The 12648-nt window shown below is 65.7% G+C and carries 10 protein-coding genes; 2 read left to right on the top strand and 8 right to left on the bottom strand.

Translation table 11 applies throughout. The annotated features are described in order from the left end of the window. Nucleotides 1–5 precede the first annotated feature (5 nt). Complete coding sequence (locus F4Y72_08140) at nt 6–3158, top strand: efflux RND transporter permease subunit (protein ID MXZ28264.1); 3153 nt, start codon at nt 6–8, stop codon at nt 3156–3158. A gap of 126 nt (nt 3159–3284) precedes the next feature. Then, complete coding sequence (locus tag F4Y72_08135; protein ID MXZ28263.1) at nt 3285–4433, top strand: isovaleryl-CoA dehydrogenase; 1149 nt, start codon at nt 3285–3287, stop codon at nt 4431–4433. A gap of 5 nt (nt 4434–4438) precedes the next feature. Here F4Y72_08135 and F4Y72_08130 read toward each other — a convergent pair whose 3' ends face one another. The 8 genes from F4Y72_08130 to F4Y72_08095 form a co-directional block, all read right to left on the bottom strand. Next, a complete protein-coding gene (locus tag F4Y72_08130; GenBank protein MXZ28262.1) occupies nt 4439–5731 on the bottom strand; it encodes an aromatic ring-hydroxylating dioxygenase subunit alpha in 1293 nt (430 codons plus the stop codon). Nucleotides 5732–5761: 30 nt separating this feature from the next. Beyond that, a complete protein-coding gene (locus F4Y72_08125; protein ID MXZ28261.1) occupies nt 5762–6235 on the bottom strand; it encodes a hypothetical protein in 474 nt (157 codons plus the stop codon). A 141-nt stretch (nt 6236–6376) separates the two neighbouring features. Beyond that, a complete protein-coding gene (locus F4Y72_08120; GenBank protein MXZ28260.1) occupies nt 6377–7072 on the bottom strand; it encodes a site-2 protease family protein in 696 nt (231 codons plus the stop codon). Nucleotides 7073–7085: 13 nt separating this feature from the next. Beyond that, on the bottom strand, nt 7086–8168 hold the full coding sequence (locus F4Y72_08115) for a DUF4340 domain-containing protein (protein MXZ28259.1): 1083 nt from the start codon (nt 8166–8168) through the stop codon (nt 7086–7088). After that, nucleotides 8165–10132, bottom strand: a complete 1968-nt coding sequence (locus tag F4Y72_08110; protein MXZ28258.1) for a hypothetical protein — start codon at nt 10130–10132, stop codon at nt 8165–8167. The genes F4Y72_08115 and F4Y72_08110 overlap by 4 nt, the downstream gene beginning before the upstream one ends. Nucleotides 10133–10145: 13 nt before the next feature. Further along, nucleotides 10146–10880 carry an ABC transporter permease subunit gene (locus F4Y72_08105; protein MXZ28257.1) on the bottom strand — a complete coding sequence of 245 codons (735 nt, stop codon included), beginning with the start codon at nt 10878–10880 and terminating at the stop codon, nt 10146–10148. Further along, on the bottom strand, nt 10877–11623 hold the full coding sequence (locus tag F4Y72_08100; GenBank protein ID MXZ28256.1) for an ATP-binding cassette domain-containing protein: 747 nt from the start codon (nt 11621–11623) through the stop codon (nt 10877–10879). Before F4Y72_08100 ends, F4Y72_08105 begins: the two co-directional genes overlap by 4 nt. Before the next feature lie 65 nt (nt 11624–11688). After that, the gene (locus F4Y72_08095) at nt 11689–12531 is read right to left on the bottom strand and encodes a class I SAM-dependent methyltransferase (GenBank protein ID MXZ28255.1); all 843 of its coding nucleotides are present in this window, start codon (nt 12529–12531) and stop codon (nt 11689–11691) included. Between the last annotated feature and the right edge of the window lie 117 nt (nt 12532–12648).

The raw sequence follows: 12648 nt of genomic DNA, 5'->3' as shown, positions 1-12648 counted from the left end.
CCGGCATGGCCGCCAACCGCATGCTCGTTTTCTTCGCCCGCCACAAAGTGGCCGGCAACTTGCTGATGGCGCTGATGATCCTGTTCGGGCTGCTTGGCCTGACCCAGCTCAACCGCCAGCTCATGCCCGATTTCACGCTGGAACAGATCCAGATCGACATCACCTGGCCCGGCGCCAGCACCCAGGACATCGAGTCGAACGTTATCGAGCCCATGGAACGCGAGTTCATGCTTCTGGACAACCTGGACCGGGTCTACGCCACCTCCTTCGAGGGACGCGCCGTGGTCCAGCTGGATTTCGATTACGGCAGCAACATGGCCAAGGCCCTCACCGACGTGCAGTCGTCGGTGGCGCGGGTGGCGACCTTCCCGCAGGAAATGGAACGGCCCATAGTCCGGCTGCTGACGCCCACCGAGGTCATCTGCAATATCGAGATTTCCGGCCCGTTCACGGAGAGCGCGCTGAAGGCGTACGCCTGGGAAATCCGCAACGCCCTGCTGCAGCGGGGCGTCAGTTCGATCCGCATGAGCGGCCTGCGCAAGAGCGAACTCAGGGTGGAAGTGCCCGCGGAGACCCTGCGGCGGCTTGACCTGACGCTGGACGAAATTGCCCAGCGCATCGCGCGCTCCAGCCTCGACCTGCCCGGCGGGACGCTGGATACCGACCGCATCTCGCGCCAGATCCGCAGCGAGCGGCGGGCCCGCACGGCAGGCGAACTCGGCGAACTGGAGGTCCTTTCCAACGAGTCCGGCGAACGGCTTCAACTGAAGGATATCGCGCGGATCCACGAAACCGCGGCCGACGGCGAAGTGGAGCGGCGGGTCGGAGAGCATGCCTCGATCAACATGAACGTCAGGCGCAGCCGCGGCGTGGATTCGATGCTGGCGCAGCAGGGGGTGGAGTCGTACCTGGACGAATTCCGCGCCACCGCTCCCGCCAGCCTCAAGGTGGAACTGTTCGACGTCTTCGCCGACCAGGTGACCCAGCGCGTGAACATGCTGCTGGTCAACGGCGCCGGCGGGCTGCTGCTGGTGCTGGCGGTGCTCTACGTGTTCCTGGGCGGCCGGCCGGCGTTCTGGGTCGCCATCGGCATCCCGATCTCCTTCCTCGCGGCGATGGCCGGCATGGCGGCCATCGGTCTGAGCCTCAACATGATCAGCATGTTCGCGCTGATCATGGGCATCGGCATCATCGTGGACGACGCGATCGTCGTGTCCGAACACGCCGGCACCCTCTACAACTCCGGCGTGCCCGGAGGCAAGGCGGCCGAGCGGGCGGCGCGCGTCATGTTCCCGCCGGTCCTGGCCGCATCGCTCACCACGCTGGCGGCATTCCTGCCGATACTGCTGGTCCAGGAGGAAGTCGGCAGCGTCGTCAAGGAACTGCCGCTCACGCTGGGCTTCGTGATTGCGGCCAGCCTGGTGGAGTGCTTCCTGGTCCTGCCCATGCACCTGCGCACCGCCTTGACCAAGCAGGGCAAGCCGGCGCCCTGGCGCATCCGCTTCGACGAGGGCTTCGCACGTTTCCGCCAGGGCGCGTTCACGCGAATGCTTCAGACTGCCCTGCGGCAACGCTACGCCAGCGTCACTACTGCCGTGTGCCTGTTCCTTCTGTCGATCACCATGATGGCCACCGGAAGACTGGGTTTCGACTTCTTCCCGGCGCCGGAGTCCGACCTGGTGTTCGCCAATTTCTCCTTCACCCCCGGCGCTCCGCGGCGGGAGTCCGAAATCATGGTGGCCGAACTCGGCAGATCCTCGCGCGCCGCCGAGCGCAGCCTCGGCTATGCGCCCGGCGAATTGATCTACTTCGGCGTGGGCTCGGTGGCCACGCGCGACCCCGGCGTGGGCAACGCGCCGCTGGAGGTCAGCGCCGACCACCTGGGCGTCTACACGATCGAACTGGCGCCCGGCGATACGCGCGAGGTGCGCAACGAGGCGTTCATCGAGGCATGGAAGCGCGAGATCACGCGTTCTCCGGGAGTCGAGAAACTGATTTTCTTTTCCCGGCAGGTGGCGGGGCCGCCGGGCAATGACGTGGAACTGAGCCTTTCCGGCGCCAGCCTGGAGGACATGAAGGCGGCCGCCGTCTATGCGGCCGGATGGCTGTCGGCGGTGCCGGGCGTGGACTCCGTGGACGACGACCTGCCGCGCGGCAAGCAGGAAGTCCTGCTGGAGATCACGCCGGCCGGAGAAGCCATGGGATTCAGCGCGGCCGAGGTCGCGCGCCAGGTGCGCAACGCCTACGAAGGGGCGCTGGCCGACCGGGTCCCGCGCGACGAGGAAGAATTGCGGGTGCTGGTGAAGCTGCCGGAAGCGGGACCGGGCGAGGCCGGCCTGCGCAGTCTCTACCTCAGGTCCCGCTCGGGCGTGGAGGCGCCGCTGACCGAAGTCGTCGATCTGCGCCAGCGGGTGGGCTTCTCCCAGATCCGGCGCACCGACGGCGTGCGCCAGGTCACGGTGTCGGCCGACATCAATCCCACCATGACGACCAGCGGGCAGGTGATTCGCGCCATGCAGGAACAGGGCGTCATGCGCACGATACGGGAACAATACGGCGTCGCGATCAATTTCCTCGGGCGCGCCGAGCAGCAGCAGATGGCGCTGGAGGACTTCCAGATGGCGGCGATGGTGGCCCTGGGCAGCATCTACATCGTGCTGGCCTGGGTGTTCGCCCGCTATGCAATGCCGCTGGTCGTGATGAGCGTGATCCCCTTCGGCCTGGTGGGGGCGATCCTGGGCCACCTGGCGTTCGGCTTCAACCTGAGCATGTTCAGCCTGGTCGCGCTGCTGGGGCTGGCCGGCGTGCTGGTGAACGACTCGATCATCCTGGTTTCGGCGGTGCAGCGCCATCGCGACGAAGGCGAACCGCTGATGGATGCGCTGCTGCACGGCGCGCAGGAGCGCTTGCGGCCGGTGCTGATGACCAGCATGACGACGATCGTGGGCGTTACGCCCATCCTGTTCGAAGGCAGCCTTCAGGCGCAGCTTGTGCAGCCGCTGGCGATCACGCTGGTGTTCGGTCTGGCGCTGGCGCCGCCGCTGGTGCTGGTTTACGTGCCCTGCGTCATGGCGATCGGCGGTGACCTGAGTCGGTGGTCCCGCGTCCGCCGCGCGCGCCGGCAACCGGACGCGCGTCCCGCTTCCTTGACGGGCTAGTTCGCGCTTCGATCCCGCCGTTCAATCACCCCTCCCTTCCGGGAGTGTTGGGGCATTATGATTAGCATGTAGTTGGAAAGCCTTAGTACGAAATGATGGTGTGGCGTAACGAGGAAATAGTGAGAGATGAAAGCTGATACCGGAGTGATGATCGAGGAGATGCGCGACGTTGTCGCGAGGTGGGTAGCGAAGCGGCTGGCGCCGCGGGCCGCGCAGATCGATTCCGAAAATGAATTTCCGCGCGATCTGTGGCCGGGACTGGGCGAGCTGGGGGTCCTGGGCATTACGGCGGAAGAGGAATACGGCGGCGCCGGGCTCGGCTATCTGGCCCACAGCGTGGTCATGGAGGAGATATCCCGCGGTTCGGGCTCGGTGGGGCTGTCCTACGGCGCGCATTCGAACCTCTGCGTCAATCAGCTCAGCCTGCACGGCACCCGCGCGCAGAAAGCGAAATACCTTCCGAAGCTGATTTCCGGAGAGCACGTGGGGGCGCTGGCCATGTCCGAGGCGGGCGCGGGCTCCGACGTGGTGTCGATGAAGCTGCGGGCCGAAAGGAAGTCGGACCATTTTCTCCTCAACGGCAACAAGATGTGGATAACGAACGGCCCGGTGGCCGACACCCTGATCGTCTATGCCAGGACGGATCCCGAAGCGGGCTCGCACGGTATATCCGCATTCATTGTCGAGAGGGGCTTTACGGGGTTCTCGACCGCGCAGAAGCTGGACAAGCTCGGCATGCGCGGCTCCGACACCTGCGAGCTCGTGTTCGAAGACTGCGTCGTGCCCGGGGAAAACCTTCTCGGTGAAATCAACCAGGGCGTGGGGATCCTGATGTCGGGCCTGGACTACGAACGCGCGATCCTGGCCGCCGGGTCCGTGGGCATCATGCAGGCCTGCCTGGACGTGGCGGTGCCTTATACCCGCGAACGCAGGCAATTCGGCGAGCCCATAGGTTCGTTTCAGCTCGTGCAGGGCAAGCTCGCGGACATGTACGCGGCGACCGGCGCCTGCCGCGCCTATGCGTACGAAATCGCCAGGGCCTGCGATCGCGGCGACGCGGCGCGCAAGGACGCGGCGGCCTGCATTCTGTTCGTTTCCGAGCGGGCCACGCGCGTCGCGCTGGACGCGATCCAGCTATTGGGCGGCAACGGCTACGTCAATGAGTATCCGACCGGGCGCCTGCTGCGCGACGCCAAACTCTACGAAATCGGCGCCGGCACCTCCGAAATCCGCCGCATGCTCATCGGCCGCGAACTCTTCGAAGCCGACAGCTAAAGCTCTTACGCGCCGACAGCTCTCAACGGCTGCGCCGTGGGTCGAGGTTCGACCAAAGGCACCGGATCCAGCACCCAGGCCTGCGACTCGCGCCGCGCCGGCGACGGAATCGCATAAACCACGTTGCGTTTCGCCCGCATGCGCTTGAGCTCGTCGGCGTCGATACGCCAGCCCATGTCGTCCCACTGCTGCAGCCGCTCCCGGTAAAGCCAGATCACCTTGTCGGCCGGCATCAGCAACTCGCGGGTGCTGCGCTCGGCCGGCGTGCACACCGGGTCGAGCTTCTCGATCACGGTGCGGTCCTGCTCGGCGATCGCGAAGTTGCGCTTGTCCATGTTGTCGTCGGCGATCTTCAGGAACCACTTGTTCTTCGGGATCATGCAGTTGCGCATGGACACCAGGAAGGTGTGCAGGTAGTGCTCGTCCACCGGGGTCTCCCAGACGTACTGGTGGAACCACTTGGTGGGCGTGAGGTGGATGTAGGTGTAAAGGCCGTTCGGTCCATGGTGGCCCGAGCCTGCGTCCAGCGGACCGTCGTAGTTGCGGATCCTCTTCATCAGCCAGTTCTTGAGCGGCGGCGACTGGAAGGTGTGCATGAACTCGAATCCATGATCATGGTGATCGATCCGCAACTCGTTGACCTTGTACTCCGCACGCTCGCCGGAGTAGCCGTGGGTGGGATGCACGAATTCGTTGTGGGCCGGGTCCAGGCCGTTCTCCACGGCGCGCTCGTAGTTCGCGTTCCAGTGGTAGTCCATCGTGTTGGCCCGCCAGCCGTCCTTGTCCCACTCGGGAATCGGCATGATGGGCGGGCGTTCCTCTTTCGGGAGGTCGCCCAGGAACACGAAGATCAGGCCGTAGCGTTCCTCGGTGGGATAGCCGTCCACCTGGCCACGCGGCGGCACCTTCTTGCGACCCTTGGGACCGAGCGAGGGGATGCTAACGCAGCGTCCGCTGCCGTCGTACTGCCAGCCGTGATACGGGCACTGCACGCAGTCGCCCATTACCTTGCCGCCGGACAGCGCCGCCCCGCGGTGGATACAGGTGTCGCTCAGGCAGTGGGCTTTGCCCTTGGAGTCGCGGAACAGCACGAACTCGTGGCTGAGCATGCGAACGCGAATCGGCTTCTCGGCAGTGAGCTTCTCGGAACGCTCAGCGGCGTACCAGAAATTGATATACATGATCTGCCTCCTTGAAGAAGGTCGGGTATCTGATTGTAGCGCAGCCCGCGCAAGGTGAAATTCGCCCGATTTGCGGATTTCGGATTCACCGGGCCATTGCTGCCAATGGCCTCGCATACCGCCATGTAAATTCCAGTATCAGCAGTGTCATATCTTCTCGAAGATCACAACGACGCGAAAACGGTGATTCGTGCTCTTGACCATCCCGATCAGGCCGACAATGCGCCATTGGTCTTTCCGATACATCGGCAGCACCTGGTCAAGCCACACGACATGCGTTCCCGGCGATGCCTTCCGCCCGAGCGCGCGCATCACCAGATTGCGCTTCACCATCGTGGGCTGATAGTGGTCCGCATCCTCTATGGAGTAGGGTGGATCGGCGAGAATCAGATCGTACTTGTCAACGGGAACGCCCGCCAGCTTTTGAGCGTCGTCAAGATAGGTCGGGTCGAGTTCCGGATTCAGATCCACGGTATCGCCCGGGAGAACGGATAGATCCACCCGCCCCGAGAACAGGTGAAGAACCTTGTGCTTTTCCGGGAAAAGGGCCTTGATCCGCCTCAGATACCCGGCGGGATAACCGCCGTAATAGCCACTGCGAACCTGGTAGTTGTTGCCCATGATCCACATACCAAGCAAGCGCCCGTCTTCCCCTATATACAGACTTTGGGGAAAGGGCAACGCCGCGTAATGGTTGATGCGATCTTGGACCGTTAGCGTCAGGTCCTCATCGCGGGAAGGCGGGGTCTGCACAGGCCGTGCTCAGAAGTGGCCGGCCAGCAGCAGGACCAGTTGCCGGATCGATCGGGTAACGGGAATGATGACGGTCTCGAAAATGCTCCAGTTCCTGCCCATCTGGGCGCCCAGCCATGGAAGGACGAACAACAGCAGCAACAGAATCGCGAAGCCGTGCCGCTCCAGGCGCGCCAGGGGCGCGGCCAGCGAGTTCGGCAGCAGGCCCACGGCCACCCGGCCGCCGTCGAGCGGCGGCAGGGGCAGCATGTTGAAGACGGCCAGCAGGACGTTGAAGTAGATGGCCATCTGCAGCACGTCCACCAGCCAGGCGTCGAGGGCGGAGGACAGCGGCCCGCCGGCGGCGTGCAGCAGCAGGGCCGCGACCCAGGCCTGCAGCAGGTTGCACGCGGGGCCCGCCGCGGCGACCTTGACCATGTCGATGCGCGGATTGCGCAGGCGGTGGAAGGCCACCGGGACCGGCTTGGCGTAGCCGAACATGAAGCGGCCGCCGGACAGCGCCAGCAGGATCAGGGGTATGGCCACGGTGCCGACCGGGTCGATGTGACGCAGGGGATTGATGGAAATGCGGCCCATGCGCTGGGCCGTGTCGTCGCCCAGCCTGAGCGCCGCGTAGCCGTGCGCGGCCTCGTGCAGCGTGATGGCGAGCAGCAGCGGGACGATCCAGATGGACAGTCCGTAGATCAGGTTCGGCAGCGATTCCATGGGGAGTTAAAGCCTATTCTTCCTTGAGCAGATCGTCCATCTTCTTGAACCACTGATCGCTCTTGTAGCCGGGAAGCTCGTAGGCCCATCCCGCGAGGGCGGCGTTCAGTTCGCCGGCCCGCTCTTCGGCCGTAACGGGCGACGTGTCCGGCCCCGCGTCCTCGGCGCCGACGGCCGGCTCTTCGGGAACGGCAGCTTCAGCAGCCGTGGCGCTGAACAGCGCCCAGTAGCGCGGGTCGGCGTCGTCACCGGCCGGCTGTTCCTCGCGCACGTCCAGCTCCAGCTCCAGCCCTTCGAAGGTCTCGTAGCGGGCCAGAACCGCGCGCGGCAGGGCGGCCACTTCCGCGGCGGGACGCACGTCGTTCGCCTCGACGTTGGCCAGCGCGCCGGCGATACTGTTGGCCACGCTGCCGTAGCTCAACTCCCTACCCTCGGGAATGTCCCGGGGCGTGAAATTGATATCGTCCCGGTCGTCCTTTGCGATCTCGAGCATGTCGCCTTCGCCGCGATCCAGCGCGACCCGGCGCACTTCTCCGGAACCCAGATCGATGATGTCCCGGTCCACCCAGTCGCGCGTCTCGTCGGAAAGGCTCAGCTCGGCGCTCACCATCCAGCTCTGCTCCTTGCCGGCGGTGCGGATGTAGATCATTCCCGTGCCGGCCCGGTGGCCCAGGATGAAACGATCCTCCGGGCGCCCGCCGCCGTAGCCGAGTTCCAACAGGTAGCCGCCGGCGTCCGGAGCACCGACGTCCTCGACGCCGATCCGCGGGTAGAACTCGGCCAGCGCGGTCTTCCTCTCCACCCGGCGGGCCTCGGACAGCGCGAGCAGGCTGCCCCGGAAGCGGTCGAAGTCCACCGGGTGCCCGCCCCTCTCGACCACTCCCCAGCCCCGATCGGTGCGTTCGATCGTGGCTACGACCTCGTTGCCGGCGCGCGTCACCCGCAGCGATTCCAGCTCGCCCAGCCGGTCGGCCAGGCCCGGCGCGTGCAGCACTCCCAGCGAGTCGTCCCCTGAGAAGTCCAGCCGCGTCAGGAGCAGGACCGCCACCAGTGCGGCGCCCACGACGCCCAGCACGATGAGCGAGCGCCGGGTCACGATCCGAGCCCTTTACGGTTGCGGCGGCGCAGCAGCGCCACCGCCAGTCCGCCGAGACCGATCAGCAGCGGAATAAGCCCGATATTGATGATTTTGAGAAAGGCGCCCAGGCGCTGGATGCTGGCATCGAGGTTGCGGCGGACCTCGCGCAGCTCGCGGCGTATGCGCAGGCGCTGGTCGGTGAATTTCTCCAGTTCCGCTTCTTGTTCCGGCGTGGGGCTGAGCGCGAACTGGTCAGGTCGCGCTTCCTGCAATTCGGACAGCCGGTTCTCCGTTTCGATCAGTTCCTGCTGCAACCGGTCCTCGGTGAGCCGGAACTGCGCTTCCGCCTCGAGGCGCAACTCGTCGACGCGGTCGAACGGCCGGGAAAAGGCGGCCCGCCCGCGCAGGCTCATGAGGTCGGAGCTTCCGGCCAACTGGTCCAGGGCGTTGACGACAAAGTCGCCGTTGCTGGCGAACTCGGTCACCATGAGCTGGCCGAACAGGCTTTGCGCCTGCGCCCACATCCGGTCCGACAGCAGGTCGGTGTCGGCCACCACGATGAGCTGCACTTCACCCTCGGCAATATGCTCCGGCAGCTCCTGCTCCTCCCCCTCTCCCGGGACAGAAGGCGTCCCGCCCTCCCCCATCGCTTCGGCAAACGGGTTCGCGTCGTCCTCTTCGCCGTCCGCCTCATCCTTGGGCGCCTCGGGCCGCCCTTCCGGGAAGGCGCTTGCCACCGTGCCGCTCAGCCGGGCCGCCAGGGTCACGGCCTCGCCCTGCGGGTTGAATCCGGACCAAAGACTGTTGATGTCCGGCGTGAAGGCCAGCAGGTTGGGGTCCAGGAACCCGGCGTCGGCGCTCGTGCGCACCAGGGGCGTTACTTCGACGGCGGCGTCCTCGCTTGCCTTGAGGTAGCCGGCGAAACCCAGGTTCAGCACATCCAGTTCGGCGGTCACCACCTCGGCGGAGTCCGTCTCGGCGAGGTCCACACCGATATAGGCGGGGTGGCGTGCCAGAGTGCCGTCGATCTCGCTGACCCGCAGCGCGTAGCGGCCGTCCCCGACCACGGTTTCCGCGGGCATTTCAACGCCCCAATGGCCGAGCAGGAATTCCAGGTTGGACGAGCGGTCGGCGGGCATGCCGGCCATCGGGCCGCCGGGCGGGGCCGCGGGATCGGCCTCGGCCAGGGGATCGATGAAGACCAGCGCCCGGCCGCCGCGGAACAGGTACTGCTCGAACGCGTACGACTGCCGGGGCGTGGCGCCCTTGGGATGCACGAGCATCAGCACGTCGACTTCGTCGTCGATCTCGTCCTCGATGATGTCGAGGTCCCTGAGATCGAACATGTCGCTGATCGGGGACGTGATGATCCAGGGCTCCGTCACGGCCGTCTGCATCGGATCGAAGCCGCCGGTCAGGGGCAGGCTGCTCACCAGGCCCACGACCGGCTCGTCGGTGCGCGACAGCGAATGGACGAGCTTGGCGAGGTCGTACTCGAGGAACTGCTCGCGCTGCGGATTCATGAAGGCGATGAACTCCTCGTCGCCGACGGCGTTCGAGCCGGCCACGCCGAAATACAGCGGATCGTCGCTGACCTGCAGGCGCACGGCCTGCAGGCCGAAGGCCGCGGCGCGGTCCTCGTCTTCGGAAAACGGCGCGGGATCGATGATGCTCACGTCCAGCCGGCCGTCGGAATGGGCTTCGAACTCGTTGAGCATGTCCTCCACGCGGTCGGCCCAGGCGCGCAGGCCGGGGCTGTCGGACAGCCCGCCGCGGGAAATGAAGAAGTACAGCCGCACCGGCTCGGGAATGCCTTCCAGCACCCTTTGAGTGCCCTCCGAGAGGGTGTAGAGGCCGGCCTCCGTGAGGTCAAGGCGCGCGCCGCGGAAGACGACGTTGACCAGCGCCACGGCGGCCAGGAACACCAGCAGCAGGACGCCGAGTCCGAGCTGCCCGTAGCGCGGTCTGATACTGCGGGTCATTCGTCTGCCGTCCCTAGTTGCCCCTGCCAAGGTCGAGGACGATGGCGTTGGCGTAGAGGAAGGCGGCGATCACGAGCAGGAAATACAGGATGTCGCGGGCATCCAGGACGCCCTTGCTGATCGCGTTGAAATGCGTGAGGAAGCCCAGCGAGGCGATCGTGTCCACCAGCACGTCGGGGGCCCAGCCGGCGAACGCGTCCAGGACCAGAGGGAAGCCGGCCAGAAGGAACCCGAAGCAGACGACCACCGTGGTCACGAACGCCACGACCTGGCTGCGGCAGGCGGCCGAGATGCAGGCGCCGATCGCCAGGTAGGCGCCGGCCATCAGGACGCTGCCGCAATAGGCGGCGAGGATCACGCCGTTGTCCGGATCGCCGAGGTAGTTGACTGTGATCCAGGTGGGGAAGGTCAGCGCCAGCGCCACGGCGATGAAGCACCAGGCCGCCAGGAACTTGCCCAGCACCGCCTGCCAGGGCGCGATCGGCAGCGTCATCAGGAGTTCCACGCTGCCCGACTGGCGCTCCTCGGCCCACAGGCGCATGGACACGGCCGGCGCCAGCACCAGGTGCAGCCAGGGATGAAAGCCGAAGAACGGCGTGAGGTCGGCCTGTTCGCGCTCGAAGAAATTGCCGAGATAGAACGTGAACACACCGCTCAGCGCCACGAAGATCACGATGAAGACATAGGCGACCGGCGTCGCGAAGTAGGCGCGCAGCTCGCGGCGGGCAATGGTCCACACGTGGTTCATGGTTGATCCCGATCCGCGCCGGCGCGCGACTGGCCGGTGGTGATCCGGCGGAAAACGCGATCGAGACGGTTGGTCTCGGACTGCGCGGCCAGCGCCGCGGGGCTGTCGTCGGCGACGATGCGCCCGGCCGCGATGATGATGGCGCGGCTGCACACCGCCTCCACTTCCTCGAGTATGTGGGTGGAGATCACGACGATCTTGTCGCTGGACATGCCGCGAATGAGTTCGCGCACTTCGTGTTTCTGGTTCGGATCCAGGCCGTCGGTCGGTTCGTCGAGCAGCAGCACCGGCGGGTCGTGCAGGATGGCCTGGGCCAGGCCGACGCGGCGGCGGAATCCCTTCGAAAGGGTCTCGATCCGCTGATCGAGCACCGATTCCAGTTGCAGCAGGCCCGTCACCTCGCCGATGCGCTGCGCGCGCCGCTCGCCCTGAAGTTCGCGCACGTCCGCGATGAAGTCGAGGAACGCGCGCGGCGTCATTTCGCCCCACAGCGGCGCTCCCTCGGGCAGGTAGCCGAAGGTCTTGCGGGCGGCGATGGTGTCGGTCAGCAGGTCAAAGCCGTGCACCTGCACGCTGCCGGACGTGGGCGCCAGGTAGCCGGCGCACATGCGCATGGTGGTGGTCTTGCCGGCGCCGTTGGGACCGAGCAGTCCGACGATCTCCCCCGGCTCTATCGCGAAGGAGATTCCGTCAACCGCTCTGATCGCGCCGTAGTGTTTGCTCAGCGACTCCGCACGAATCATGGCCGCGGTATTTTACGGCGATTGCCGTAGCGGCCTGGAGAAAGCCGCGGCAAACGGGAGTGAATCTAGGCTTCGGGTTTGCGGAAGCGCAGCGTGTAGCGGTCGCTCTCGCCGATCTCCACGTATTTCTCGCGGTCCTCGTCGCCCAGGCGCAGCGTGGGCGGAAGCGTCCAGACGCCTTCGGGATGATCGCGCGTGTCCCTGGGGTTCGCATTGATCTCGGACTGCCCGTCCAGCACGAAGCCGGCCTTCTCGGCCAGCGCGATCGTGTATTCCTCGGTCACGTATCCGGATTCGGCCTTCGGATCCTGTTCGCTGCCGGGAGCAGCGCGGTGCTCGACGATTCCCAGAACGCCGCCGGGCTTGAGGACGTCGTAGAAAGCCTGCATGACCTCGTCCTGAAAGTCGCGGGACATCCAGTTGTGCACGTTGCGGAACGTCAGCACCATGTCCACGGGTTCCGGCGCCAGGTCCATCATGTCCGTGTACATCGCCGTGATCTGAGCGTTGCCGTAAACCTCGGGATTGGCTTCCAGCTTGGCCTTGTAGGCGTCACGAGCCCGATTGAAGAACTCCATATCGGTGCCGCCCGGGAAATGCGCTCCATAGAACTGCCCATTTTCGGCGACGAAGGGCGCAATGATCTCGGTGTACCAACCGCCGGAAGGCCAGATCTCCACAACGCTGGAATCGGGCTGAAGCCCGAAGAACTTGAGGGTCTCGGCAGGATTGCGCGCGCCGTCGCGGGACGAATTCGGCACGCCGCTGCGGCTGGCCCCGCGATGATCGCCCGCCAGCACGGCGGCCATGGCGTCGTCCCAGGAAGCGCCCGCATCCTCGGCCGGCGCCGAAGCGGGAGCGGTAACGAATACAAGGGCCGCTGCAGCGGCAATAACGGATCGGTTCATCTTCGGATCTCCAATGTCAGAATTTCATTCTCATATGACAAGGGGTCTTTGCGCACCCCTTTCGACGCCATTTCAATCGCGAAAGCCGGGCATGACATACGCGCCCCGGTCCAGCCC

Source organism: Gammaproteobacteria bacterium (assembly GCA_009838035.1).
Taxonomy (GTDB): Bacteria; Pseudomonadota; Gammaproteobacteria; order Steroidobacterales; family Foliamicaceae; genus Foliamicus.
This window is presented reverse-complemented; position numbering and strand designations above follow the sequence as displayed.